24 protein-coding genes are annotated in these 24,941 nt (G+C 53.1%); 6 read left to right on the top strand and 18 right to left on the bottom strand.

From position 1 onward, the window contains the following. Positions 1 to 206 precede the first annotated feature (206 nt). The 3 genes from DZC51_RS15140 to DZC51_RS15130 are packed head-to-tail and all read left to right on the top strand — an operon-like array spanning position 207 to position 2,663. Positions 207 to 839 (top strand): GNAT family N-acetyltransferase, encoded by a 633-nt coding sequence (locus tag DZC51_RS15140; protein ID WP_157297322.1) that lies wholly within the window; start codon positions 207 to 209, stop codon positions 837 to 839. 22 nt (positions 840 to 861) lie between these two features. Then, positions 862 to 1,509, top strand: coding sequence for an acetoin utilization AcuB family protein (locus DZC51_RS15135; protein ID WP_157297321.1), 648 nt, complete (start codon positions 862 to 864; stop codon positions 1,507 to 1,509). Next, positions 1,506 to 2,663, top strand: a complete 1,158-nt coding sequence (locus tag DZC51_RS15130; RefSeq protein ID WP_157297320.1) for an acetoin utilization protein AcuC — start codon at positions 1,506 to 1,508, stop codon at positions 2,661 to 2,663. Before DZC51_RS15135 ends, DZC51_RS15130 begins: the two co-directional genes overlap by 4 nt. A gap of 40 nt (positions 2,664 to 2,703) precedes the next feature. Here DZC51_RS15130 and ccpA read toward each other — a convergent pair whose 3' ends face one another. From ccpA to DZC51_RS15075, 11 genes are all read right to left on the bottom strand, one after another. Next, positions 2,704 to 3,702 carry a catabolite control protein A gene (gene ccpA / locus DZC51_RS15125; protein ID WP_157297319.1) on the bottom strand — a complete coding sequence of 333 codons (999 nt, stop codon included), beginning with the start codon at positions 3,700 to 3,702 and terminating at the stop codon, positions 2,704 to 2,706. 102 nt (positions 3,703 to 3,804) lie between these two features. After that, positions 3,805 to 4,890: a bifunctional 3-deoxy-7-phosphoheptulonate synthase/chorismate mutase gene (locus DZC51_RS15120; RefSeq protein ID WP_157297318.1), complete on the bottom strand. Its 1,086-nt coding sequence runs from the start codon at positions 4,888 to 4,890 to the stop codon at positions 3,805 to 3,807. A 185-nt stretch (positions 4,891 to 5,075) separates the two neighbouring features. Beyond that, positions 5,076 to 5,996, bottom strand: coding sequence for a YtxH domain-containing protein (locus tag DZC51_RS15115; RefSeq protein WP_157297317.1), 921 nt, complete (start codon positions 5,994 to 5,996; stop codon positions 5,076 to 5,078). A 54-nt stretch (positions 5,997 to 6,050) separates the two neighbouring features. Then, the gene (locus DZC51_RS15110) at positions 6,051 to 6,545 is read right to left on the bottom strand and encodes a DUF948 domain-containing protein (RefSeq protein WP_157297315.1); all 495 of its coding nucleotides are present in this window, start codon (positions 6,543 to 6,545) and stop codon (positions 6,051 to 6,053) included. 299 nt (positions 6,546 to 6,844) lie between these two features. Then, positions 6,845 to 8,158, bottom strand: coding sequence for a UDP-N-acetylmuramate--L-alanine ligase (gene murC, locus DZC51_RS15105; protein WP_157297313.1), 1,314 nt, complete (start codon positions 8,156 to 8,158; stop codon positions 6,845 to 6,847). A 114-nt stretch (positions 8,159 to 8,272) separates the two neighbouring features. Further along, on the bottom strand, positions 8,273 to 11,008 hold the full coding sequence (locus tag DZC51_RS15100) for a DNA translocase FtsK (protein WP_157297311.1): 2,736 nt from the start codon (positions 11,006 to 11,008) through the stop codon (positions 8,273 to 8,275). A gap of 197 nt (positions 11,009 to 11,205) precedes the next feature. Beyond that, positions 11,206 to 11,811 (bottom strand): YtpR family tRNA-binding protein, encoded by a 606-nt coding sequence (gene ytpR, locus DZC51_RS15095; RefSeq protein WP_157297309.1) that lies wholly within the window; start codon positions 11,809 to 11,811, stop codon positions 11,206 to 11,208. Continuing rightward, positions 11,808 to 12,623 carry a DUF1444 family protein gene (locus tag DZC51_RS15090; RefSeq protein WP_157297307.1) on the bottom strand — a complete coding sequence of 272 codons (816 nt, stop codon included), beginning with the start codon at positions 12,621 to 12,623 and terminating at the stop codon, positions 11,808 to 11,810. Before DZC51_RS15090 ends, ytpR begins: the two co-directional genes overlap by 4 nt. Before the next feature lie 42 nt (positions 12,624 to 12,665). Continuing rightward, positions 12,666 to 13,199, bottom strand: a complete 534-nt coding sequence (locus tag DZC51_RS15085) for a hypothetical protein (protein WP_157297305.1) — start codon at positions 13,197 to 13,199, stop codon at positions 12,666 to 12,668. 65 nt (positions 13,200 to 13,264) lie between these two features. Then, on the bottom strand, positions 13,265 to 13,801 hold the full coding sequence (locus DZC51_RS15080; RefSeq protein WP_157297304.1) for a DUF84 family protein: 537 nt from the start codon (positions 13,799 to 13,801) through the stop codon (positions 13,265 to 13,267). 64 nt (positions 13,802 to 13,865) lie between these two features. Continuing rightward, entirely contained in the window at positions 13,866 to 14,939 is a 1,074-nt protein-coding gene (locus DZC51_RS15075) for a M42 family metallopeptidase (protein WP_157297303.1), read from the bottom strand. A 170-nt stretch (positions 14,940 to 15,109) separates the two neighbouring features. On the opposite strand from DZC51_RS15075, the gene DZC51_RS15070 reads away from it, so the two are divergent. Beyond that, positions 15,110 to 15,424 carry a PepSY domain-containing protein gene (locus tag DZC51_RS15070; protein ID WP_157297302.1) on the top strand — a complete coding sequence of 105 codons (315 nt, stop codon included), beginning with the start codon at positions 15,110 to 15,112 and terminating at the stop codon, positions 15,422 to 15,424. 226 nt (positions 15,425 to 15,650) lie between these two features. Here DZC51_RS15070 and DZC51_RS15065 read toward each other — a convergent pair whose 3' ends face one another. Genes DZC51_RS15065 through pepV form a run of 5 tightly spaced genes read right to left on the bottom strand, consistent with a single transcriptional unit; the run spans position 15,651 to position 20,452 of the window. Next, positions 15,651 to 16,535, bottom strand: a complete 885-nt coding sequence (locus DZC51_RS15065) for a YtnP family quorum-quenching lactonase (protein ID WP_157297301.1) — start codon at positions 16,533 to 16,535, stop codon at positions 15,651 to 15,653. A gap of 22 nt (positions 16,536 to 16,557) precedes the next feature. After that, entirely contained in the window at positions 16,558 to 17,211 is a 654-nt protein-coding gene (gene trmB / locus DZC51_RS15060; protein WP_157297300.1) for a tRNA (guanosine(46)-N7)-methyltransferase TrmB, read from the bottom strand. Beyond that, positions 17,195 to 18,157, bottom strand: coding sequence for a diacylglycerol/lipid kinase family protein (locus DZC51_RS15055; protein WP_157297299.1), 963 nt, complete (start codon positions 18,155 to 18,157; stop codon positions 17,195 to 17,197). The genes trmB and DZC51_RS15055 overlap by 17 nt, the downstream gene beginning before the upstream one ends. Positions 18,158 to 18,161: 4 nt before the next feature. Then, entirely contained in the window at positions 18,162 to 19,013 is an 852-nt protein-coding gene (dat, locus tag DZC51_RS15050) for a D-amino-acid transaminase (protein ID WP_157297298.1), read from the bottom strand. Between the two features lie 26 nt (positions 19,014 to 19,039). Continuing rightward, a complete protein-coding gene (gene pepV / locus DZC51_RS15045) occupies positions 19,040 to 20,452 on the bottom strand; it encodes a dipeptidase PepV (RefSeq protein WP_157297297.1) in 1,413 nt (470 codons plus the stop codon). Between the two features lie 275 nt (positions 20,453 to 20,727). On the opposite strand from pepV, the gene DZC51_RS15040 reads away from it, so the two are divergent. After that, positions 20,728 to 20,949: a DeoR family transcriptional regulator gene (locus DZC51_RS15040; protein WP_157297296.1), complete on the top strand. Its 222-nt coding sequence runs from the start codon at positions 20,728 to 20,730 to the stop codon at positions 20,947 to 20,949. Between the two features lie 75 nt (positions 20,950 to 21,024). On the opposite strand, the gene DZC51_RS15035 is transcribed toward DZC51_RS15040, so the two are convergent. Beyond that, on the bottom strand, positions 21,025 to 21,735 hold the full coding sequence (locus DZC51_RS15035; protein WP_157297295.1) for a pseudouridine synthase: 711 nt from the start codon (positions 21,733 to 21,735) through the stop codon (positions 21,025 to 21,027). Positions 21,736 to 21,746: 11 nt separating this feature from the next. Next, positions 21,747 to 23,357, bottom strand: a complete 1,611-nt coding sequence (locus DZC51_RS15030; protein WP_157297294.1) for a putative polysaccharide biosynthesis protein — start codon at positions 23,355 to 23,357, stop codon at positions 21,747 to 21,749. 170 nt (positions 23,358 to 23,527) lie between these two features. On the opposite strand from DZC51_RS15030, the gene DZC51_RS15025 reads away from it, so the two are divergent. Then, complete coding sequence (locus DZC51_RS15025) at positions 23,528 to 24,799, top strand: BaiN/RdsA family NAD(P)/FAD-dependent oxidoreductase (protein ID WP_157297293.1); 1,272 nt, start codon at positions 23,528 to 23,530, stop codon at positions 24,797 to 24,799. The last annotated feature ends 142 nt before the right edge of the window (positions 24,800 to 24,941 follow it).

Below are 24,941 nucleotides of genomic sequence, written 5' to 3'. Positions count from 1 at the left end.
ACATACCGGACGGTATGTTTAGAATATTAAAATAATAGGAAAGCGTCAACATGATGATTCTGCCGTCTATTAGAGGGAATAGGATTTTTGTCGGATCTTTGGTCCGCAGTACAGGCCGTGGTCACACAAATGAGAAAATTCTCCCCCATCATGTGAGCGCATTCATGTATAATCTGTAATAGCCACTATAATGAGGCGGTGACAATTTGGAACATGTGAAAACCTACTATTCGTCGGAGCTGGCCCATCCGTCTGGAGATTTAATCATCGAGGGGCCGATCTCTCCCGAAACATTGGAATCGCTTGAATTCCACGAAGACCTGGTTGCCTTCCGCCAGCCGGAACAGCAGCACCGGGCCATTATCGGTATCTCGAAACTGCCCGAGGGGCGGATTATCATAGCACGCCATGAAAACACAATTGTCGGCTATGTGACATTCCTTTATCCTGATCCGCTGGAGCGTTGGTCGGAAGGCAAAATGGAAAACCTGATCGAACTCGGGGCCATTGAAGTCATCCCTGCCTTCCGGAGTGGTGGCGTCGGCAAACAGTTGCTGAAAGTCTCAATGATGGATGACCAGATGGAAGACTACATCGTCATCACGACAGAATACTATTGGCACTGGGATCTCAAGGGAACAAAACTGAATGTATGGGAGTACCGCAAGGTGATGGAAAAGATGATGAATGCCGGTGGGCTCACCTATTATGCAACGGACGACCCTGAAATCAGCTCGCATCCTGCAAACTGTCTGATGGCAAGGATCGGCAACCGCGTGGACCAGGAATCCGTCCAGCAGTTTGACCAGCTCCGGTTCATGAACCGGTTCATGTACTGACTCACTCAAGGGGGTTGTTGGGATGATTTTGGAGGAAATGATGAATACGGAGGTCGTGACACTCGGTCCCGGCCACACCATACGAGAAGCGCGTGAACTGATGGAAGACAAAAAAATCCGGCACCTTCCGATCGTTGATGACGAAGGGGGCATCGTCGGTGTCATCTCGGACCGCGACCTTAAGGAAGCCATCCCGTCATCACTCATCGGCAAACAGGATCTGTCCGTCTATGAAACCCCGCTTTCCGAGATCATGACGAAAGATCCTCTGACCGGGCACCCGCTCGATTTCGTCGAGGAGGCTGCGGTGATCTTTTATGAAAATGGCATCGGCTGCCTGCCCATCGTATCATCCGGAAAAGTGGTCGGCATCATCACAGAGACCGACCTTCTCTACCGCTATATCGAGCTTACTGGCGCCAGCAAACCGGGTTCTCAGATTGAAGTGCGCGTCCCGGATGTTGCCGGGGTCCTATTTGGCGTTTCGAAAGTGTTTTACGAGCACAATGCTAACGTATTGAGCGTACTGGTCTACCCCGATAAAGATAGACTGGATCATAAAATCCTTGTTATCCGGGTCAAGACGATGAACCCGCTCGCAATCATCGAAGAACTGCGCAAGGAAGGATATGACGTGCTATGGCCGAATCTACCCGGAATGCAGCAATGAAACGGGCCGCCTTCGTCTATTCCGAGGGGCAGCTCGACTATAAGTTCTCGGAGACGCATCCGTTCAATCAGAAACGGCTCGTACTGACAACCGATCTCCTGCGCTCCATCAACGCCCTTCCTGATTCAGCCATCATCGAGCCGCGGACGGCGACCGATGAGGAACTGGCACTGATCCATGACGAACGATATATTGAAATCGTAAAAAAGGCCGGAAATGGGGATATTGATCCGGTAATCGCGGAGAATTACGGAATTGGCACGGAAGACACACCGATTTTCCCGCATATGCATGAAGCGAGTGCCCAGCTGGTTGGCGGCACGCTGACCGCCGTGGACGAGGTGATGGAAGGCCGTGCCAGACGGGCTGTCAATCTTGGCGGTGGCCTTCATCACGGTTTCCGCGGCAAGGCATCCGGTTTCTGTGTCTACAATGACAGCTCGGTCGCCATCCGATACATGCAGGAAAAATACGGTGCACGTGTCCTGTACATCGATACCGACGCCCACCATGGAGACGGTGTTCAGTGGAGCTTCTACGACGACCCGGATGTCTGCACGATATCCATCCACGAAACAGGCCGTTATCTTTTTCCCGGTACCGGCTCGATCACCGAGCGCGGAAGCGGCCAGGGCTACGGAACCTCGTTTAACTTTCCTGTTGACGCATTTACTGAAGATGACTCTTTTCTAGAGGTGTACCGGACTTCTGTCAGGGAGATTGCCGAGTTTTTCAAACCCGATGTCATCCTTACGCAGAACGGTGCGGATGCCCATTTTTTTGATCCTCTCACTCATCTGCACTCGACCATGAGGACCTACCGTGAAATCCCGAGAGTGGCCATGGAACTTGCAGAGCAATACTGCGGCGGCAAATGGATCGCTGTAGGCGGAGGCGGTTATGATATATGGCGTGTCGTGCCCAGGGCGTGGGCGCTTATCTGGCTCACAATGAATGAAACAGAAATCCCTACGGGCCCTTTGCCGGAAAAGTGGCTGGAACAATACAGCCAGGCATCACCTGTTCCGCTGATGCCGGATTGGGAAGATCCGGATCCGCTTTACAAGCCGATTCCCCGCAAATCGGAAATCGAGGAAAAAAACCGGCTGATGATGGAAAAAGCCCTGCACATTATCCGAAGCGAGAAAAAATGAATGAAAAAGGAGTTGCCGGCATGGGCAACTCCTTTTTGGTTCAATTATCGAATTTTGCGGATTCACGAACTTCGATTCGGTGCGGAAGGATGAAGGTCGGGTCCCCGACTTCTTCATTGCTCATGTACTTCGTCAGGAGACGCATTGAGACGGCCCCGATATCGTATAGCGGAAGAACGACCGAAGTGAGCCTCGGGCGGACCATCCTTGAGAGCTTCGTGTTTTCGAATGCTACGACTTCCACGTCTTCCGGCACTTTCTGACCGGCATCCATCACCCCGTGGATGACCCCGATAGCCAGCTCATCACTGCCTGCAAACACGGCAGTCGGTCGCCGATCGGTCGCATGCCACGCCTCAAGTGCGGCGTCATACGAATCTTCCACCTCAAACACTAGACCTTCATCATAATCGATTCCTGAGTCATGGAGGGCATCCTTGTACCCCTCGAGAAGATGGTCACGGTTGATGGTCGTATCCAGCGGGCCGGTGACAAGCGCCACTTCCCTATGTCCATTCCCGAGCAGATTTGCAACTGCTTCGCGTGCAGCCGACCGATAATTGATATTGACGGACGGAATCATGCCTGTCTCATCAATCGTACCTGCCAGGACCACCGGTACCGTTGACCGGCTGATTTCTTCCCTGAGTCCCGGAGAGATCTGATCGCTCATGAGCACAATGCCGTCCACCTGCTTGCCGAGCATCGTCTCGATCAGGCGAATCTCCTTGTCCTCATTCTCGTCGGAGTTCGACAGGATGATATTGTATTCGTACATTGTGGCGATATCACTGATCCCGCGGGCCAGTTCCGCATAGAACCCTTTTGAGATATCCGGGATGATCACGCCGACCGTCGTTGTCTTTTTGCTCGCAAGACCCCGTGCCACCGCATTCGGGCGGTAACCGAGCTTCTCGATGGCTTCCTTCACCCGTTTTCTTGTTGCCGGCTTAACATTCGGGTTTCCGTTAACCACCCGGGAAACGGTCGCCATTGAAACATTGGCTTCCCGCGCCACATCATAAATCGTCACTGTCATGAAAAGATCCCTCCGATGAAAACGCTTCTTATTTCTTTCATTTTACGACAGATTCTCTTGAACTTAAACGAAAAAGCCGGAACTTTTCGTTCCGGCTCCCCTTTATGCCATAACGGCATGGGTTTTCATGAATTTTTGGAGTTCCCCGTAGAATTCGTCGAACTGTTCAAGGTTCATTTGCTGAGCGGAATCCGATAGAGCCACTGCCGGATCCGGATGAACTTCCGCCATGACGCCATCTGCACCGACCGCAATTGCAGCCTTGGCTGTCGGAAGCAGCAGGTCGCGGCGGCCTGTGGAGTGCGTTACGTCGACAAATACGGGAAGGTGTGTTTCCTGCTTCAAGATTGGGACCGCCGAGATGTCGAGCGTATTGCGGGTCGCTTTCTCATAAGTACGGATGCCCCGCTCACAAAGCATAATCTGATCATTGCCCTGGGAGATGATGTACTCTGCGGCATTGATGAACTCATCAATGGTCGCGGCGAGCCCCCGCTTGAGCAGGACCGGCTTATTCACCTGGCCGGCAGCCTTCAGAAGTTCAAAGTTCTGCATGTTCCGGGCACCGATCTGAATGACATCTACATAGTCGAGTGCCTCTTCAAGATGGCCCGGCGTAACGATTTCAGATACGACTGCGAGACCGTTCTCATCGGCCGCGCGCTTCAGGATTTTCAGACCTTCAAGGCCGAGTCCCTGGAAGTCGTATGGCGAAGTGCGTGGCTTGTAAGCTCCGCCGCGGATCAGTTTCTGTCCCTTTGCCGCAAGTGCAGCCGCTACAGTTGACACCTGCTCGTAGGATTCGACGGCACAAGGCCCGAAGATGAACGTCGGCACGTCTTTGCCGATGCGAGCGCCGTTCACCTCAACGATCGTATCCTCCTGTTTCTTCTTACGGGAAACGAGCAGCGCTTTGCGGTGATCGTCTTCCTGGAGTTCCAGTGCCGTTTTGAAGATTTCTTTAAAAATATGGTCAACAGTCGACTGCGGCACAGGACCGTTGTTGTTGTCTTTCAGAAGGTTCAACATATGGCGCTCACGGAGAGGGTCATAACGGTTGACACCTTGCTTTTCCTTAACTTTACCGATTTCCTGGACTACTTCTGCACGCTCATTGATCAGGCGCAGGATTTCCAGGTTCAATTCGTCCACCTTGCCCCGAAGGCTTTCAAGATCATTCAGGCCCATTCCCGTATCCCCTCTCTTATTGGATTAACTGTGGCGGCATTGAGTCGCCTTTTACAGATAATGAACCCATTATAGTAGAGGATGCACTGTTTTGTCACGTCTTATTTGCTGAATAATAATTCTTTTCAGATGTAAGCGATTACATGTCCTGATAAATGAAAAGCCCGCCAAGGCGGGCTTTTCATTTAAGTGTTTTTGTTGTCTTTTTTGTCGTTTTCAATTTTGGAGATGTGATTCATCGCCATGACTTTGTTGTCACCGGTATTTTCGGAGTTGTCGTAACTGTATGGGGTATTGCCGCTGTGCTGATCCTTCGTACTCGGATCATTAGGGGTGTCATTGGCAGTAGTATCGGGCATTTTGCTGTTGCCGGATTTCTTGGAATTCTTGGCAGACTTGCTGTTCTTTTCAGCTTTCTTTGCCATATCCTTGGCCTGGCTTTCCTTTTCCTCGACTGCTGTCTTGAGTGCTTCTGCTGTCGAGTTGACCTTGTCCTGCCCGGTTTCGATCGCCGATTCCACTTTTTCAGCTACTGTATCGATGAGCTCAATCGGTTCTTCCCCTTCGGAAGAAGCGGTACCGTCATCCATAGGCGCGTTCTGGCCTTTTTTCGACTTCACCTTATCGACAACTTTATTCGTCTGGTCCTGGACCTTCTTGGTGATGTCGCCCGTCTTTTCCTTCACAGTGCCGGTGATGTTGGACGTCTTGTCTTTTGCGACGTTTGTCAGCTCAATCCCTTTTTCCTTGATGGTTCCGGCCTGGCTGCTCACATCATTGCGCATTTCCTTTCCGGTCTTCGGCGCAAGAAGGAGTGCTGCACCAGCACCGATCAGCGCTCCGATCAGTGCGCCTGCGATAAATCCGCCGCCGCTGTCCTCTTTTTCCTGTCCCTCATGATAGAAGGAATCACTGTAGTTGTTACGATAGCTGTAATCATATTGGTTTGGATTGTACATGTCATAGGTGGCCGGCTTGCTGCCCGGATAATCTGTTGCATAGTCCGTATTGACGCCGGATGCCGCCGTCTGTTCCTGTGCCTCGTAGTAATCATGGTTCATGCCGGGTTCATTGTAGTTCGGTTTCAGGTGTTTGTCTTTGCTCATGTTGATTCCTCCCTTAATATAATGATTAATTTATTGCAGCCCACCGGTTGCCTGTCAGGATTCAATTCTTTCAGGTTCCGGAAGCCGTCTCTGCTCCGGGACGGAATATCGGTTCCAGCCGTCCTTGTCCTTGCCCGTGCCTGTACGCTCTTTCCACTTGTCACGTATCTCCATGACTACATTGCTCCACTGAACAACTTGGGCAATTTTGTCTTCATTGCGCTCTACTTCGGCTGCTACGGATGATGTGATCCGGCGGACGGAAGAATTGAGGTTTCCGACCGACTCGCCGACGCCTTGAACGGCTTGGACGACTGTATTAAGCTTTTGGCTCTTTTCCTGGATGTCTTCCGCCAGGAGATTCGTCTTGTGAAGCAATTCTGTTGATTCCTTTGTGAGCCCCTGAATCTGGCCTTCCAGACCATCAACCGTTGACGCGACGTTATTCAGCGTCTTTTTCACGGAATTGAGGGTCACGGCCAGGGCGATGCATAAGATCAGAAAAGCAACGGCCGCTACGATCGCCGCGATGTACAACAAATTTTCCATGCCATTTCCTCCTATTCATGAAGCCTGTTTCATACTAACGTTGTACCCCTGTCCCATTGGGAATAAACGCTCCTTCCCCCTATTCAACATACACCACTGCGACTCCTTCCTAAACAGCGAATTTGCCTGCCGGATATGAATAGGCGGAACTGTCCGCAAATAGGGCATGCCAAGCGGTAATCCGGGGAATTGGGGAACTTGGATCAGGTGACAGCGTACTGACGGATTTGCTTTCCATTATAAAAAAAGCCATCACTCCGATAATCCGGAGAGATGGCTTTGAAGACTGGTTCCGTGGTTCAGGCAGTCTTTCCATCCTTCACAAGTTCAGTGAAGGCTTTTTCATATTTCTGTACGTCACCGGCTCCCATGAACAGGAGGACCGCGTTTTCGTGGGCAAGAAGCTGATCGACTTCGTCCACATGGATCGCCCGGCTTCCATCAATCTTCTCTGCAAGGTCTTCTGCTTTCAAGTCTCCGTTCTGTTCACGGGCAGATCCGAAAATCTCAGCAATATAGACCTCATCCGCTGTACTCAGACTATCCGCAAATTCATCCATGAACTTCGCAGTCCTTGAAAACGTATGCGGCTGGAAAATCGCAACAAGCTCCCGTCCGGGGTATTTCTGCCTTGCCGATTGGATGGTTGCCCGGATTTCGGTAGGATGGTGCGCGTAATCATCAATGATGACTCTGCTGCCGATCACCGACTCGGTGAATCGCCGCTTGACTCCGCCGAATGTATCCAGCCGGTCCTGGATGATGTCTGCGGGAATATTCTCATACTTGCAGAGCGAAATGACAGCCAGCGCATTCAGCACTGCATGGTCGCCCGGCTGTGGTACATGGAACGACTGATAGGCTTCATTTCTGACTCTTACGTCAAACGTCGTTCCTGTTTCGCTCCTCTGCAGATTATGTGCAACAAAATCATTTTCCGGTGAGAAACCATAGTAGACGACCGGAACGTTGGCCTGGATGCGCTGGAGCTGTTCATCGTCGCCGCATGCGATGATACATTTCCTCACTTTATAGGCCATTTCCTGGAATGCGTCGAAAACATCGTCGACATCGGCAAAGTAATCAGGATGGTCAAAATCGATGTTTGTCATGATCGCGTAGTCCGGATCATAGGCAAGGAAATGACGCTTGTATTCACAAGCTTCGAGCGCAAAAAACTTCGCATCGGGATCTCCCTTCCCTGTCCCGTCCCCGATCAGGTAGGACGTCGGGCCATAACCGGCCAGAACGTGGGCGAGAAGGCCCGTCGTCGATGTCTTCCCGTGTGAACCGGTCACTGCTACCGAAACGAAGGAATCGATGTACGTTCCGAGGAATTCATGGTAGCGGATGACATCCAGCCCCATCTCATGTGCCCTCACCAATTCGGGATGATCATCTGGAAACGCGTTGCCCGCAATAATTGTCAGTCCCTCGCGGATATTTGCCGCATCAAACGGAAGGACCGGGATATTCCGTTCCTTCAGGGGTTCTTCAGTGAAGAAATATTTGTCGACGTCAGAGCCTTGAACTTCGTAGCCGGTGTCATGCAGGATCTGGGCGAGCGAGCTCATGCCCGACCCTTTGATTCCGGTGAAATGATAAACTGTCATGCTAAACCTCCCGGGATTGAAATCCCTGTGTACGGCGCAAAAAGGCCATACTCCGATTATACCACCAAACGCGTGCCCTTCCGGAACGCCATTTGTGTTATTTTTTCCATCCGTTCATATCGTATGCGCGGGTCCGCCCGGCTGTTCGATTGCCGTTGCTGCTTCCTGGGTCAGATATACGTCCCTGGGTTTGCTGCCTTTTTGCGGGGAGACGAATCCCCTGTCTTCCAGCATATCGATCAGACGGGCAGCACGATTGTAGCCGATGCTGAACTTTCGTTGCAGCATCGAAGTCGATGCGCTTCCGGCTTCCGCGATAAACCGGCAGGCATCCTCAAAAAGCGGATCTTCGGATTCGTGAGACTCCGCCTTCTTGATCAGTTCTTCCTGCCGGAACAGGTAATCCGGCTCTCCCGAGCGACGCACGTATTCCGTGACCCGCTCAATTTCATCATCGGTGACGAACGTCCCCTGTAGCCGTGTGGGTGCAGACATGCCATTTCCAAGATACAGCATATCCCCTTTCCCGAGAAGCCGCTCGGCCCCCTGCACGTCAATGATCGTGCGGGAATCCACCTGTGAAGATACCGAAAAAGCGATCCTTGTCGGTACATTCGCCTTGATCAGTCCTGTGATTACATCCACTGACGGCCGCTGCGTCGCAATCACCAAATGGATGCCGCAGGCTCGTGCTTTCTGTGCGATCCGGCAGATCGATTCCTCCACTTCGGCAGGCGCGACCATCATCAGGTCCGCAAGCTCGTCGATCACAATCAGTAGGTACGGCAGCTTTTTGCTGAATTCCCTGTGCTCCTCCGCCTTCTGATTATATCTGGCGATGTCCCGTACGCCTCCATGGGCAAACAGCTCATAGCGCCGTTCCATTTCTTCCACTGCCCACTTCAGTGCGGCATTTGCTGCCTTGACGTCCGTGATGACAGGACTGACCAGATGCGGAATCCGGTTATATGGAGCAAGTTCGACCATTTTCGGATCGATCAGCAGCAACCTCAGTTCATCTGGCGTAGCCTTATAAAGCAGGCTCGTGAGAATTGAATTGATGCAGACCGACTTTCCTGATCCCGTCGCACCCGCTATGAGACCGTGGGGCATTTTCCTGAGATCGATGGTCGAAGGTCTGCCGGCCAGATCCAAACCGAGTACCGCTTCGAGCGGGGAATCCGATTCATCGAATGCCGGAGAACCGATCACTTCCGAAATCCTGACCGCGCGGGATACCCGGTTTGGAATTTCGATGCCGATCGAACTCTTGCCGGGGATCGGTGCCTGAATCCGGATATCCTTTGCTGCAAGTGCAAGCTTAAGGTCATCCTGCAGGTTCCGGATTTTGCTCACTTTCGTTCCATGCCCGACCTTCAGTTCGAACTGTGTGACCGCCGGTCCCTGGACCATGCCAATCACCTTGCTCTTGACCGAAAAATAGGACAGCGCTTCTTCCAGTTTGGCCGCCTGGGATTCCATCCATTCCGAATCCTGTAATTCATCTTCGGGCTCGATGAGAAATTCCCTGTCAGGAAATACATAGTGCGGCAACTGTTCATCTGCAACATCAGGTACCGGTTCGGAAATCTTTTCTTGGTATTGCCGGACAGGAGGTTCTTCTTTTTTGATGATATCCGCAGACTCGCTGACGTTCTGAACCCGGGCTTCTGCCTTTTCCGGTTCCTTTTCGCGGACAGACTTGACCGGCCTGCGCTCTTCGGAAATCCCGGACGGCTTTTGATCCACTGCCGGGATGGCCGGAGGCTTCAGTCCTTTTAGACGCTCCAGCTGTTCAAGCCGCTGGCGGTCGGATTTCAGCATGACGACATTGAAAGGCGTTCCGCCCTTCTGTTTTGGCGCCTCTTTTTCCGGCGCGGAAATGGCATTTTCCGAATTCTGTTCCGGCTGTTCCGGTTCTTCTTCGTGCCTTTCCTCCGGCAACGTTGAAACAGGAACTTCTTCGGCCACTTCCACCTGTTCCTGTAAGGTTTCCTTCAAAGGAGAGGCTTCAGCCGACCCGGATTCTTCTGCTGCCGTTTTTTGCTCAGCCGTTTCCTGTTCACTGTGATTTTTCAGATCCGAAACTCGAGTGATCACAAGCTCTTCAGGAGCTGGTGGCAATTCTGACGAATTTTCTGCGGGTTGATTTACGGGTTCATCCGGTTGGAGTCTTTCTTTCCGGACGATTTGTTTTTCTTTATCGGATTTCGGCAGCGGCAATGCGGTATCGGGACGATGCTGTTCGATCACTTCATCCGCACTGCGGGACCCGTTATCATCTTCACGATCCCTGATCAGGTCGGCAAGCCCTGTTTCGGGATGCTCGACTTTGGCAGGAGCAGCTGGCGGTGCAACCGGCTTATTATAGCCGTAAACCGGCGAAGGAACGTCGGACGGCATAAATCCCCGTACCCGTTTCGGAGGCTGTGGACGCTCGTCCAGACTGGAACCCGGAGCTTTGGATGTTATCGGGGACGCACCCTCCCAGGAATTCGGCAGTCTTGGCTGTCGCCGGACAGGAGTCTCCGGTGAATAACGATCCTCCCTGGATTTCCAGCTTTCCTGACTGCCTGCCCGAAGATGTTTCGGCAACGGCAAGCGGCCGCCGGCAGGTGCAAATGGTTCGCGTATTGTGCGGTCCTCTCTCAGCTGAGGTGGCTCCGGGAGAGGAAGTGGGTCCGATTCAATCATATCTTCTTCATCGGGTATCAAAGGGAAGCGGAACTTCGGACGTCCGACATCCGCTTTTTCCGCAGGTTCAGTTCGTTCTATGTAATCGGTTTTTCCGAGATCTTCCGTCTGTTCTTCTTCGGTGACTTTGTTCAGAAGTCGTTTAAACCAGTTCAATAGATATCACTCTTTCCACCGTCAATCACTTTATTCTATCAGCATGGAGGGTTTCAATCAAACAGTCCCCCATCACACAATTCGCTAAGGATTGATGAGAAATAAACAACAGCGGTGCCCGCAGGCCTTTGTCTGAAAGGCTCACGGTACCGCTGCTGATTAGTTTAAAGGCTGATCCTGCCAATTAAAATAGTACTTCAGAACCGGAATGGTTCGCCGGGAGTCTGCTTGCCCTCCAGGACAAGAATCCCTTTTTCCTGCGGTGCATCCGGCAGGGCAAGTTCTTTCGCGGAACAGATCATTCCGGAGGACGGTACTCCGCGGAGCTCGGCATCTTTGATGACCATCCCGGACGGCATGACGGCACCGGGCTTGGCCACAACGACATGCTGGCCTTCGTCCACGTTCGGTGCGCCGCAGACGATCTGAAGCGTCTCCGTGCCGACATCGACTTTGCAGATACTGAGTTTGTCCGCATTCGGATGCTTTTCTTTGGAAGTCACATAGCCCACGACAAACTTTGGAGAAAGGTCCACCTCAAAAGAAAATTCCGCGCCGTTTTTAGAGAAGGCTTCCTTCAGCCGATCGAGGAACGCTTCATCGGCCTCAATCTTACCCTGGCCTTCCGGCTTCACATATTCAGAAGCATGGAACAGATTAAAACCGGCCACTTCGCCGGAAGCCGCGTCACGGATGAGGGTGATATCGCCGATTGTTTCTGGCTTTATCTCTTCAGGCGTACCAGGCACCAGTTGCACCATCAGCACATCGCCGACGCCCTGATTGTTGTAAAATGCATTCATTCTTTTTCTTCCTTTCCTTCAGGCCTGTTTTTAGCAAGGATGAATATCGGCTCGAGTTCTCCGTTTTCATAAATGAAGGACAATGATGTCACCGGAACACGTCCGACTGTGAAGTAATGCATCGTCAGCTGGGCCAGGACATCATAGCCCGTATCATTGCGGATATCGCCAATGATGAGGACGTCCTGATGGGGGACAGAGACTGTCATGACCCCTTCGATTTTCTGCTCCATCTCTTTCAGGAACGGCTCGTTCAGGATCCGGCTTGCATCGTAGCCGTCATTGTTATTCACGAAGTAATAGATGTTGCCGGCGACTTCGTCAGTCTTGACATCGGTCGGCAGCTGCCTGACACGGAATCGCGCTGATTCCTTCAGGGCCTGGTCTGTCAGCCCCAGACTATCCAGCATAGATTCATCAATCAGCCGGTAGGTCTGTCCCAGGTCCAGCGCATAGAAAATCCGGGTCTCAGCCGTATGATCCGAGGTGATAAAACGGTTTCCTTCTTTCGATTCCACCGGGAATGATGTCGAACGGATGACCGGATAGATCCGGCCTTCTCCGCTGAACCCTTCTTCCACTTCGCGCTCCATTGCGGAGAACGTCTCGTTGATCGTGTAGACAGCTTCATCCAGAGCGGTGTCCGGATTGTTCTGGATTTTGGCCAGAAGCGGAGACAGGCTCAGTTCAAGGCCTTTTCCCAGTGTCTGGTGCTTCATCTTCAGCCGGTTGTTCTGTCGGTCGAAATCCCAGGAAAAGCGGTCTTCCCCCAGGCGGTGCTTCAGTTCCCGCACCAATTCTGATGCTTTCATGGACGCTCCTCCCTTCCGGACAGGACGTCCCCCTGTCCCGTCTTATTCTTTCGCTACCGCCCCGTCCTCATAATTTACGGACCGGACAATTTCCATCATCGTCTTCAGGTTCTTTTTGATTTCTCCCTTATCAGAGAAAGTGGTGATTTTCCGGCCGCCGCTTCCCGCAACCAGTTCCACACGCTCTTCGGAAACCTTAGTGGCTCCGGCAAATCCGAACATGTCATGGCGTTCATAAGTGCCGGTTTCCAAAATCTCATTTGCAGGGTCCGCATAGAGAAGATCGTAGAACAGACGGCTGTCTTTGCCCTCATTCGGATTGATGAAAAGCACATAGGTATCGCCGCCTTTTTCAAGAACGATATTCTGCTCATCCGAACCTTCCTGCACCTTGAATCCGAACGGTTTATAGAAACTGGCGTTACCGACTTCGGTGTTCGGATTCTTTGTTTGATCAGTGAATACCCTGCCGGCTTCCTCTATTCCTTCAGAAGTACGCTCTTCAACTGTCGCCGAACAGCCTGCAAGCATTGCCGCAAGAGTGAATCCGGCAATGAGGCGGAGTCTCATGCCCATACTCGTCCCCCCGCTTCCGTATATTCATCTCCATCATTCTAAAGTTGTTCTTGCCTGCTTGCAACTCACTGCCCCTGACGCCCGTGGTTGCCTGCGGCAAACTGCCACTGCCCTGCGAGCAGCAGGACGACATGACTGAACATATCCGAGCGGCTGACCGTTCCATCCGTGAAAACCCCCACTGCGCCTCCGGTCTGCCGGATGTCTGCTCTGGATGTGAATATTTCCATGACAGGACCAAGTTCCTTCCCGCTCCGCACCGGCTGTGCCACTTCCTCAGGAAGCGGAATCTGTGCGCCCCCTGCCGTGAACACCTTGCCGTCCGGAAGGGCAAGCGCTCCCCAATTGCAAATGTAGAGTCGGCCGTCCAATTCCTTTACGCCTCCCTCGAGGCCAATGGCGAGGTCATGGTTGCCGGTCTTTATTGCCGAGACGGCACGGTTCCTGGCTCCCGCCATCGTCTCGTTGTCCCCGAAAGGCTGTGATGAGACGTCTGAATCAGTATCAATGCCCTCCACTTCTGCCTGGATTCCGAGTGATGCAAACGCATCCCGTACCGCAATGATTTTGGCCCTGTTGGTCGAGCCGACGATTATTTTCATATTTTGCCCTCCAGAATTCGTATTAAATGCAGAAAAAAGAGGCCGCTTCGGCCCCTTTCAGGATTTATGCATTGCTGCGGATCGTCTCGACAGTCGTCCGGTCGAGCGAACGGACCAGCTTAACCAGCAGTTCACGCGCCGCCGCATAGTCGTCCGTGTGGATGATCGATCCCGACGTATGGATATAGCGCGAACAGATGCCGATGACCGCACTTGGGACGCCCTCGTTGGAGAGGTGGACGCGGCCTGCGTCGGTCCCCCCCTGAGAGATAAAGTACTGGTAAGGAATATGATTTGTTTCTGCAGTATCCAGTACGAATTCACGCAGCCCCCTGTGGGTCACCATCGAACGGTCAAAGATGCGAAGAAGGGTCCCTTTTCCGAGCTGTCCGAATTCATTTTTGTCTCCGGATGCATCATTTGCCGGGCTGGCATCCAGTGCAAAAAAGAGATCCGGATTAATCATGTTGGCAGCCGCCTGTGCACCGCGGAGGCCGACTTCCTCCATGACATTCGCACCGGAGTATAGGGTGTTCGGCAGTTCCTCCCCCTTCACTTCCTTAAGAAGTTCGATGGCCAGTCCGCAGCCGTACCGGTTATCCCATGCTTTTGCAAGAATCTTTTTCTCATTGGCCATCGGCGTGAACGGGCAGACCGGGACAATCTGCTGGCCCGGACGGATGCCGATCTTCTTGGCATCCTGTTTGTCGTCGGCACCGATGTCGATCAGCATATTCTTGATGTCCATCGGCTTATTGCGCACTTTGTCGCTCAATAGGTGCGGCGGAATTGAGCCGACCACACCGATCACCGGGCCTTGATCCGTAATGATCTGAACCCGCTGGGCAAGCAGCACCTGGCTCCACCAGCCGCCGAGGGGCTGGAAGCGGATCATGCCATTGTCCGTGATCGAGGACACCATGAATCCGACTTCATCCATATGACCGGCAACCATGATTTTCGGGGACCCTTCACCGCCGTGTCGGACACCGAATACCCCTCCGAGCCTGTCCTGGATCACTTCGTCTGAGTATTTCTCGAGCTCCTGCCGCATATACTTCCTGACGGCGTGCTCGTTGCCCGGTGCGCCAGGCAGTTCGGTCAGTGTCTTGAACATCGTCAGTGTTTCATTTTGCATGTTTGTGGCCCTCCCCTTCAGTCTGCTGTCTTCCCAATTGTAGACGAAGGGGGCCGGGGTTTCCATAGAAAATCTTTCGGAATCCGAAGAGGCTCTTGGATGAAAACTTGCTCAACCGCTGCCCCGGTTGTTATACTTGGTGAAAATGCGGTCTACAGGAGGGAAATGGGATGAACGTTCGTGATTTTGCCATTGGGGCAGTTGCCGGTGCCGTGGCAGGCGCAGCCGTCGTGGAAGCAGTGAACCGCGCGGATCGCAATGTCTCGCCGGATAAAGTGCTTGAAGATGTGAAAAATGCATTCAAAAAAGAAGGTCCGATTGACGGGGCCTGGATCGTCATGAAAACTGAACCGTTCCGCCAGAAAGCCGTTGAAATGGACGTGTACCGGGGCGGCCTTTCCCGTGAAATCGAGGGTTCCTATGAACAGTACGAATTTGCTGCGGATGCGCGTACCGGCACCGTGGTTGAAATCAACAAAATCTGAACCAAAAGCGCAAGCGCCCGTTCAGCAGCGTACAAACTGGAGCACTTCGCAATGAGATAAAGAAAACACGGTGAGGAATGAACCGATGTTGACTTATCGTAGTGGAGAAGAGCGAAGTTTGCTAGTTGCCGGGCGCTGAAGCTGGCAATGGCTGATTCCAGAGTAAACGTTTTTCACAGGCTATAAAAAAGCTGCAGACCGGATGGTCTGCAGCTTTTTTTGTTTATTATTTTTCCTGCTCGGTTGCTGCTCCCACCGGCGTTTCAAAAGGAGTCCGCTCCAGGCTGTCCGTGATTTCCTTACCGTTTTCATCCCATTGGATCATACGGTAGACGGCATCATGATAAAAGATGAAACGGTATCCGTTCTCAAGCGCTTCTTTCATGAGTCGCTCTTTTGAATAGATGGAGTCCATCGGATAATCGTCAAATGCCATGACCCATAGCGGGTTCTGGTGCGCATGGGTCGGCATCAGGTCTGCCATATGGATCAGCGTCTCCCCATTTTTGGTGATCTTGACGATTGCGTGGCCGGCGCTGTGGCCTCCGGTATGGATCATTTCGATTCCGGGGACGACTTCCACCCGTTCCTCGAATGGCTTCACCTGGTCCCGGACAGGCTCCCAGTTTTCCCGGAAGTATGTATTCCGTGAACGGATATTCGGCTCACGCATTTCATCCCACTCGATCTGGGAGACATGTATTTCCGCATTTGGGAAGACGGATGCGTACCCTTCCCCTTCTCGGCGAGTAAGTCCGGCCGCATGGTCATTATGCAGATGCGTCATAAGGACGATGTCGATATCCTCTGGCGTCAGGCCGAGCTCTCCGAGGCTTTCTTCAATCCTTGATTCCCGGGTGACACCAAGATTGCGGATCTGTTTTTCCGTCAATTTCCCTGATCCGAGTCCCGCTTCGATCAGGATATTTTTCCCGTGCGTCCGCACAAGGATCGGCTCAGTAGCCAGAGGAATCTTGTTGTCGCCGTCCACTTCATACTTCCTCGACCAAAGCACCTTCGGAACCGGGCCGAACATCGCGCCCCCGTCCAGCCTGTTGAATCCCCCGTCCAGCCAGTTCAGTTCGATACCGTGAAATTGATAGTTGTCCATCATTGTTTCCCCCTTTTCATACTTACTTCCCTTCGTTCCTGAATGCGGCTTCCAGCCGGTAGATCGGCTGGCCTTTGGAGGAGAATTTCTCCTCGTACTCCGTCATGATGTTCCATTCCGGTTTGTCAGCATGAAGGTCGAGCGATACATCGACCAAACGCATGCCATAGTCCGTCACGTTCATAAGGGAATACTCGAACAGTCCGCGGTTGTCCGTCTTGAAATGTACTTCTCCTTCCGGAGGCAGAATCCTCTCATAGCGTCCGAGAAAGTTGTCATGTGTCAGACGGCGCTTTGCGTGCCGCACCTTTGGCCACGGATCAGAGAAATTCAGGTACACGCGGCCGACCTCGCCGGAAGCAAAGATATCCTCCAGCCTCTCAGCGTTGACATTCAGCAGGCGGAGATTGGCGGGTTTGCCCGCCTCATCCGCCCGCTGGACTGCCGTGACAATGATGTCACGGAACATTTCAATACCGATATAGTTGATATCAGGATTGGCTTCCGCCATTCCGGTGATGAACCGGCCTTTGCCGGTGCCGACCTCAATATGGATCGGATGCCCGTTGCCGAATTCTTCCGCCCAGCGGCCTTTCAGCCGCTCGGGCTCCTGGATGACCACATCCGGATGTTCATTGATATACGATTCCGCCCATGGTTTATGGCGTGCTCTCATGTTTGATCCCTGACCTTCCTGTTCGTTGTTGTCCCGCAAGCCGCCAAGCTTTTTGCTTAACCGTAAAGACGACCGGGCTTCCCGGTTCGATGTCGCCGGCATCTTCGCCGTCTGCATGCAGCGGCACTGCGCGGTCCGCCTTCAGGGAAAACGAGCGGCTTTTTCTGCAATCCACTTCCCTGAAGGCTGTATGGGCACCGAAAAACACACTTCCGAAGACAGCCAGCAGCTTCATACGGGAAAGCCGGCTTACGACTGTCAGTTCCAGAAGTCCATCGGCCGGGTCAGACTGCGGCGAGATCTTCATGCCGCCTCCGTAATACGGCTGGTTGCTGACAGTGGCAAACCAGACATCCCGGTAGCTCAACCTTTCTTCGTCATGCATCACTTCCAGGCTGAATGTGCGGAACGTGAAAAGTGCCCGCACTGTATAGAGGGCGTAGACGAATTTACCCAGTCCCATCCTGTTCAGGAGAGGCTTCATCGAAGACCTTCCGGTGCCTCTGGAAATTTCCGCATCAAAGCCTATTCCTGAGCTATTGACGAAAATGAGCCCTCCCTTGAAGCCGGCATGACCCAGGTCCAGGGCCGGTGTGTCTTGCCTCAAGTCCAGATAGGCCGCGATCTCCTCCGCATTGCCGAAAGAACTGAAGCCCCTGCCGAAATCGTTTCCGGAACCGGCGCCAACCGAGCCGACCACAACATGCCCGGCCCCGGCAGCTCCCGTGATGATCTCATGGACAGTACCGTCACCGCCGAATGCGATGAGAAGAATGTTCTCCTGTCCCGGTTGTGCGGCAAAGCCCCGGGCTATTGCCTTGGCATGCCCGGGGCCAATCGTCATAAATTCCTGATAGGGAAATGCCACAGTTCTTCTGAATTCCGCCCACTTTCCGAGGGCTTTTCCGCCCCTTGCGGCAGGATTGACAATGAAGACCGCCTTCATCTGATCAGCGTGTGGCGACCGGCTCCGGAAGCTTTGTTTCGAAAGCGGCCATTAGCCGTTCGGTTACCGGTCCCGGCCGGCCGTCACCGATCTTCCGGCCGTCGATTTCACTCACCGGCAAGATGCCGTTTGTTGTCGAGGACAGGAAGAATTCATCCATCGAATACACGGCTTCAAGCGCCATCGGCTCCTCATTCACAGGCTGCCCGAGTTCTTCACAGCATTGCATGATGACACGGCGTGTGATTCCGTTCAGGATAAAGTTCGATACCGGATGAGTGTAGATGACACCATCCTTCACGCCGAACATATTTGAGGATGAGCCTTCCGTGACCGTGCCGTCCCGATGAAGAAGAGCTTCATAGCAGCCTTCATCATAAGCTTCCTGCTTTGCCATGACGTTGGCGAGAAGGTTCAGGCTCTTGATATCACAGCGCAGCCAACGGATGTCTGCCACAGACTTGAGCTTGGCAGGTTCAGCTGCAGGGGCGTCATCCGGATAGGTTTTTGTGTAGGCCGTGATGACGGGGGCAACGCCTTCACCCGGAAACTGGTGAACGCGCGGAGCAGCCCCGCGTGTGACCTGGATGTACACATGGCCTTCCTTCACACCGTTGTCCGCAACAAGCCGTGCCAGTTTCCCGATCATCTCTTCCGGACCGTACGGAATCTGGATCCGGATCTTATCCGCAGACTCATACAAACGTCCGATATGCTCTTCCGCGGTAAACATGGCACCGCCGTACACCCGGATCACTTCATACACGCCGTCTCCGAAATAATAGCCGCGGTCCTCAATCGAAACGGTCACTTCATCGTCTTTCACAAAGCGGTCATTCATCAGATACATGGACATATTTTTTAATCCTTCTTTCATACGAATTAGTTGTTATTGTCCGTTGGCTGTTCACCTGCAAGGGATGCAATGGCATCCGCATAAATTGCGGCTGCCTTCACGAGATCCTCGATATCCACATACTCGTCCGCCTGATGGGCGACATCCGGCCTTCCCGGGAAAAGCATGCCGAAGGCGACACCTTTCTCGAGTGTTCGTGCATAAGTTCCCCCGCCGATCGCGAGGAGCTCTGCCTTTTCGCCGGTCTGCCGTTCGTACACCTCACTGAGCGTGCGGATCAGCGGGTCGCCCGCGTCCACATGATGGGGCGGAGAGTCGGACACGATATCAAGAGTGAAGCCGGAGCCTTCAAGGGCTTCCCGGCATGCGGCCAGCTTTTCCTCTTTCGGAAAAGTGACGGAATAGCGCATGCTGACGGAGACCTCGCCACCCTTTGACCCATTATACGTCAGAATCCCGGCATTGAGTGTGGTCTCTCCGGAAATTTCATCGGAAAAATCCAATCCGAGCGCATGTCCCCTGGACGCGTCACCAAATGCCTGCGTGACAAAGGAAGTGAAGCGTGCGGAAGCCCCCTCCATGTATGGATCGAGAAACCTTGCAAGCAGGACACCGGCATTGACCCCATCTTCCGGTTCCATGGCATGTGCAGCTTTCCCATTGAGGATGATCACCCAAGACTCGCCATGGTTTATGATTTCACCCGATGCCCCGGTCTCTTCCAAAAATGAACGGAACGCATCTTCAAGGCCGGATATGGTTTCAGGAACCGAAATCTCAGCCCGGGCAACGTCAGGGACCATGTTCGTCCTGTCCCCTGAACGGAAGGAGTGGAGCAGTCCCGCATCCTTTCCCGGCAACTGTGAAAAGACAAGGTCCGCAATCCCTTTTTCCGCATGGATGATCGGGAAGTCGGCATCCGGTGCGAATCCGATCCCGGGCATTTCTTCCGTCTCGAAATAGCGCTTCATGCATCGGAATCCGCTTTCTTCATCGGTGCCGACAATCAGCCGGATCCGTTTATTGAGAGCAATCCCGGATTCCTTGATCATTTTCATCGCATGGAAGGCCGCAATTGTCGGGCCTTTGTCATCGATGGCACCTCTTCCATACAACCTTCCATTGCGCTCATGGCCTTCGAATGGCGGCGTCTCCCATCCGTCTCCGGCCGGCACAACATCCACGTGGCACAAAATGCCAAGAAGGCCGTCCCCTTCGCCGATTTCAATATGGCCGGCTGCACCACCGACCTCTTTGACTGACATGCCCGCTTCCCTGCCGCGGTCGAGAAGCCAGTCCAATGCCTGTTTCGGTCCGGGACCAAATGGCGCATTCTCGGTTGAGGCCGATTCATCCAGAACGCTCTTGATGGAGATGAGCGACTTCAGATCCGATATCATCTGCTGTTCAATATGTTCCGCATTTTGTTTCCAGTCCATTCGGCTCTTTCCTCCCTTTTCTTACTGCCATTCTACACACTCGGCAGAAAATTGAAAGCTGGCCGCCCATTGTAACACTCCTGTAAAGAAGATGTAAAAAATGTTAGATGCATTGGAATAGTCAAACTATTATTGTATAATGATAGCGAGCCGATAAAGCTCAAATTGAAAAAAGGATGTGTACGCCCTCAGCCGAAAAGTATCGAGCAGAGCTCGAAGCTTTAGGTCGTCCGCTGGTCTTGACATGGAGAATATGATGAAGGAGTGGTTACGATTTGAAACCGACTACCGACCGGATGCTGACCCGCATTAAGGATGTGTACATGTACATCCGTGATCAGGGCACCGTTTCGACCGATGATCTGGTCGATGCATTCGGCATCACTCCGCGCACGGTGCAACGAGATTTGAGCGTGCTTGCGTTTAATGGCCTGGTAAGCAGTCCAAGCCGGGGCAAATGGACAACGACGAACAAACGAGTGAAGCTGTCTTCATAAGTGTGTACACATACCGAAAAGGACGGTCCCCGATCACGGATACGGGTGCCGTCCTTTTCTGTTGCAGAAAAATATTCATCTGTTTTTCAGATCAAGAAGTTCCTCATCCGAGAGTTCCCGCCATTCCCCTGTCGCGAGATCCGGGTCCAGTCCAAGAGGTCCCATCGTCAGGCGCTTCAGATAAGTGACGCGTTTGTCTCTTGCTTCGAACATCCGCTTTACCTGGTGGAATTTCCCTTCGGTGATGATGAGCTCGATTTCGGATTCGGGCCCGCTCCTCAGAATGCTCAATTCGGCCGGTTTGGTGACATAGCCATCGTCAAGCGTTACCCCCGCCTTAAACGCCTCACCGTCCGCATCGGTCACTTCCCCTTCTATCACTGCGTAGTACTTTTTCCCGACATGCTTTTTCGGGGACAGCAGTTCATGGGAGAGCTTCCCGTCATTGGTGATCAGCAGGAGCCCTTCCGTGTCCTTGTCGAGCCGGCCGACAGGGAACGGCTTGAATCGGCGATATTCATACGGGAGAAGATCGACCACCGTCCGGTCCCGGGTGTCTTCCGTCGCCGAGATGACGCCGGGCGGCTTGTTCATCATCAGATAGATGAATTCCCTGTAGTCAACAGGATCTCCGAACACGGTCACCTCCCGGATTTCCGGGTCGACGTGGAATGCCGGGTCTTTCACCGGGTCTCCGTCCACTGACACCGCTCCCTGCTTGAGAAGGGCTTTGACCTCTTTTCTCGAACCATATCCCGAGTTGGCAAGCAATTTATCAAGCCTCATCACCACACACCTCACATTCCAAACTTTTTCGTAATTCGCTTAAGCCTGTCACCGAACAATTTCTGTGCAAGTCCCGAACGGAAAGCAAGGTAGGCATATACAACCGCTCCTGCAATCCCGGTGATCAGGATATAGAGGAAAGCATCCCCTTTTCCGTCTGCTTCTCCGAAGAGGTAAAGTCCGCGCAGGACCCCCCAGGCAGCCAGACCCATGACCGCATTGAACAGCAGGATCAGGAATAGCCTGCGGATGACCATGCGGGACCGGTAGCGGAGAGTATGAACGGCCACGCCGATATTCATTGCCACTGCCACGCCGTATCCGATCACGGTGGCATAAATTGCCCCTTCGGCTTCGAACAGCCGGATCAGTGGAATGTTCAGGGCAAGCTTGAGGAGAAGCCCGACCATCAGGTTCAGGACAATCCATTTATGACGGTCGATTGCCTGGAGAATCGATCCCGAAATCGAATAGAGCGCAAACAGCAGCGACGCAGGCGCGTATGTCCTCAGGATGTCTGCCCCGACACGGCTTTGTTCGAACAGCAGATGATACAGCTCGTCCGATAGGATCATCAGTCCCGTAATCATCGGCAGCGTCATGAACGCAGTGATTTGGAACACCTGATCAAGTGACCGGGTCATGCCGAGCCGGTCGCCCTTTGTAAAGTAGCCGGTCACGATGGGGATGATCGCCATCGAAAATGCGGTACCGATCATTACCGGAATCATGACGATTTTGTGAGTCGAGAAGTTCAGCATGCCGAGCTGGCCATCGGATACAGATGCGAGCCCGATTGACGCCATCGCCCGGTTGAATGTAAGCATATCGACAAACTGGAACAGGGGGTTTGCCAGCCCGACCAGGACGATCGGGAAAATATAGACGAGCATTTCACGATACATATCCTTCAGCCGGACGTCTCCACTGCCGGAGCTTTCGGCAAGAAGACTGTCCATCTCCGGCTTCTCACGTCTCCAGTAGAAGTACAGGACGGCCAGGCCCGCGACTGCTCCGACAAATGCCGCGAATACCGCAAAAGAAATTGCGGTCTTCTCTGAGCCTTCCGTGAAGTTAAGGACAATATACACGCCGGCAAGGACAAACAGGATCCTTACAATCTGCTCGATCAGCTGGGAAACCGCTGTAGGTGTGAATTGCTGATATCCCTGGAAAAAGCCGCGGGTAAGGCTCATGAACGGAACCACGATCAGTGCGAAGCTGACGAGACGGATGACGCCTGCGATCTCATCGACAGTGAACGCCTGCTCATCATCGGCACGGACAATCTGCGCGATGGGTTCCGCCAGGAAGAACAGCAGGAGGAATGAAACGATCCCCGAGCCGATCATGATCCATTGGCTGGATTTAAGCAGTTTCCTCCCCGCCTGATAATCACCAAGCGCGTTGTATTTCGATACATATTTTGAAACGGCGATCGGCATGCCCGAAATTGCAAATGAAAGCATGATGTTATAGGGAATATAGGCATACTGATAGAGGCCAAGATTCTCTTCTCCGACCATCGCATAGAGCGGAATGACATACAAAAGACCGAGTGCCTTGGACAGGAACAGGCCGATCGACAAAATCGCCGTCCCTTTGACTAAATTCGATGACATGTGACCCTTCCATTCTTATAAGCTAAAGACCAGTTTACTCCGCCCCGCCCAATATCTCAAATTCTTTTGAAGAAAACCGTGTATAATAGTGGCCGGGCCAAGGGCCATAGCGGGTATAGAATTCATATACAAGTTAAACAGAACGGAGCATCCGAAAGGAGCATTTCCATATGCAAGATGTAATCGTGATCGGCGGCGGGCCATCCGGCCTGATGGCCGCCGCAGCCGCCGGTGCTGAAGGCGCACGCGTGCTGCTGATCGAAAAAGGAAACAAACTGGGCAAGAAGCTCGCCATCAGCGGCGGCGGCCGCTGCAATGTGACGAATAACCTCGAATATGATGAGATCATCCGGCACATCCCCGGCAATGGGCGATTCCTTTACAGCCCGTTTTCCGTTTTCGACAACCGGGACATCATCCGCTTTTTCGAAGGTCTCGGTGTTCCGCTTAAGGAAGAAGACCATGGCCGGATGTTCCCGGTGTCGGACCAGGCGATGGATGTCGTCAATGCCCTGACCGGTGAACTGGACAAACTCGGAGTAAAGGTGCGTTTCGGGGCACGTGTGGCCAAACTCCTTATGGACGACGAGCACACCCTCGGTGTCCGTCTGGAAAACGGGGAAGAGATCCGTTCCAAGGCGGTCGTCGTTGCGACCGGCGGCAAAGCCGTCCCGCAGACCGGATCGACCGGCGATGGCTATCCGTGGGCGGAGCGGGCAGGCCACACTGTGACCGAGCTGTATCCGACGGAAGTTCCCCTGCTTTCCGATGAATCATTCATCCGTTCAAGGGAATTGCAGGGACTGGCCCTTCGCGACACGGCTGTTTCCGTCCTGAACAAGAAAGGCAAGACGCTCGTCACCCATCGGATGGACATGCTGTTCACCCACTTCGGCCTGAGCGGCCCGGCGATCCTCCGGTGCAGCCAGTTCGTCGTGAAGGAACGGAAGAAAAACGGCGGCAAGCCAGTTACAGTACAGATTGATGCAATGCCTGACCAAAATACGGAAGAAACCTTCCAACAGCTTGTCCGCACCGGCAAGGAAGAGCCGAAGAAAGCGGCGAAGAATCTCTGGAAAGGCCTTGTCCCCGAACGCTGGCTCCTGTTCCTTATGGACCGCGCGGATATCGATCCCGCCTCTCCCGCCGGACAGATCGCCCACGACAAGCTCAGAAAACTTGCGCTATCCCTACATTCGTTTGAAATGACCGTAAACGGTACCCAGCCGATCGAGAAAGCGTTCGTCACAGGAGGCGGCGTTTCCGTCAAAGAAATCGGACCGAAAACAATGGCCTCGAAGAAAAAGGAAGGCCTCTTCTTCTGCGGTGAGGTACTCGACATCCATGGTTATACCGGCGGCTACAACATCACATCCGCCCTCGTCACGGGCAGGATCGCCGGCATGAACGCGGGCAAACTGGCTGCCGGGAGAGAAGTATGATATCAAACTATGAAACCGCCTGCTGAGATTCAGCGGGCGGTTTTGGTATGGTTGCGTGGCTCTATGCGCGCTTCTGCCAGTTCTATGCGCGCTCAACGACTTTCTATGCGCGCTTCTGCCAGTTCTATGCGTGCTCAACGAC

It is taken from the genome of Bhargavaea sp. CC-171006, from assembly GCF_009761675.1.
GTDB classification, from domain to species: domain Bacteria; phylum Bacillota; class Bacilli; order Bacillales_A; family Planococcaceae; genus Bhargavaea; species Bhargavaea changchunensis.
Note: the sequence above shows the minus strand (reverse complement) of the source record. Positions and strands in the feature narration are given on the sequence as shown.

Excerpts from the sequence above, each read along its gene's own strand:
- DZC51_RS15135 (WP_157297321.1), top strand. The coding sequence starts at position 862 with ATGATTTTGGAGGAAATGATGAATACGGAGGTCGTGACACTCGGTCCC.
- DZC51_RS15130 (WP_157297320.1), top strand. The coding sequence starts at position 1,506 with ATGAAACGGGCCGCCTTCGTCTATTCCGAGGGGCAGCTCGACTATAAG.
- ccpA (WP_157297319.1), bottom strand. The coding sequence starts at position 3,702 with ATGACAGTGACGATTTATGATGTGGCGCGGGAAGCCAATGTTTCAATG.
- DZC51_RS15120 (WP_157297318.1), bottom strand. The coding sequence starts at position 4,890 with ATGGGCCTGAATGATCTTGAAAGCCTTCGGGGCAAGGTGGACGAATTG.
- DZC51_RS15115 (WP_157297317.1), bottom strand. The coding sequence starts at position 5,996 with ATGAGCAAAGACAAACACCTGAAACCGAACTACAATGAACCCGGCATG.
- DZC51_RS15110 (WP_157297315.1), bottom strand. The coding sequence starts at position 6,545 with ATGGAAAATTTGTTGTACATCGCGGCGATCGTAGCGGCCGTTGCTTTT.
- murC (WP_157297313.1), bottom strand. The coding sequence starts at position 8,158 with ATGACAGTTTATCATTTCACCGGAATCAAAGGGTCGGGCATGAGCTCG.
- ytpR (WP_157297309.1), bottom strand. The coding sequence starts at position 11,811 with ATGAATGCATTTTACAACAATCAGGGCGTCGGCGATGTGCTGATGGTG.
- DZC51_RS15090 (WP_157297307.1), bottom strand. The coding sequence starts at position 12,623 with ATGAAAGCATCAGAATTGGTGCGGGAACTGAAGCACCGCCTGGGGGAA.
- DZC51_RS15085 (WP_157297305.1), bottom strand. The coding sequence starts at position 13,199 with ATGGGCATGAGACTCCGCCTCATTGCCGGATTCACTCTTGCGGCAATG.
- DZC51_RS15080 (WP_157297304.1), bottom strand. The coding sequence starts at position 13,801 with ATGAAAATAATCGTCGGCTCGACCAACAGGGCCAAAATCATTGCGGTA.
- DZC51_RS15075 (WP_157297303.1), bottom strand. The coding sequence starts at position 14,939 with ATGCAAAATGAAACACTGACGATGTTCAAGACACTGACCGAACTGCCT.
- DZC51_RS15070 (WP_157297302.1), top strand. The coding sequence starts at position 15,110 with ATGAACGTTCGTGATTTTGCCATTGGGGCAGTTGCCGGTGCCGTGGCA.
- DZC51_RS15065 (WP_157297301.1), bottom strand. The coding sequence starts at position 16,535 with ATGGACAACTATCAATTTCACGGTATCGAACTGAACTGGCTGGACGGG.
- trmB (WP_157297300.1), bottom strand. The coding sequence starts at position 17,211 with ATGAGAGCACGCCATAAACCATGGGCGGAATCGTATATCAATGAACAT.
- DZC51_RS15055 (WP_157297299.1), bottom strand. The coding sequence starts at position 18,157 with ATGAAGGCGGTCTTCATTGTCAATCCTGCCGCAAGGGGCGGAAAAGCC.
- dat (WP_157297298.1), bottom strand. The coding sequence starts at position 19,013 with ATGTCCATGTATCTGATGAATGACCGCTTTGTGAAAGACGATGAAGTG.
- pepV (WP_157297297.1), bottom strand. The coding sequence starts at position 20,452 with ATGGACTGGAAACAAAATGCGGAACATATTGAACAGCAGATGATATCG.
- DZC51_RS15035 (WP_157297295.1), bottom strand. The coding sequence starts at position 21,735 with ATGAGGCTTGATAAATTGCTTGCCAACTCGGGATATGGTTCGAGAAAA.
- DZC51_RS15030 (WP_157297294.1), bottom strand. The coding sequence starts at position 23,357 with ATGTCATCGAATTTAGTCAAAGGGACGGCGATTTTGTCGATCGGCCTG.
- DZC51_RS15025 (WP_157297293.1), top strand. The coding sequence starts at position 23,528 with ATGCAAGATGTAATCGTGATCGGCGGCGGGCCATCCGGCCTGATGGCC.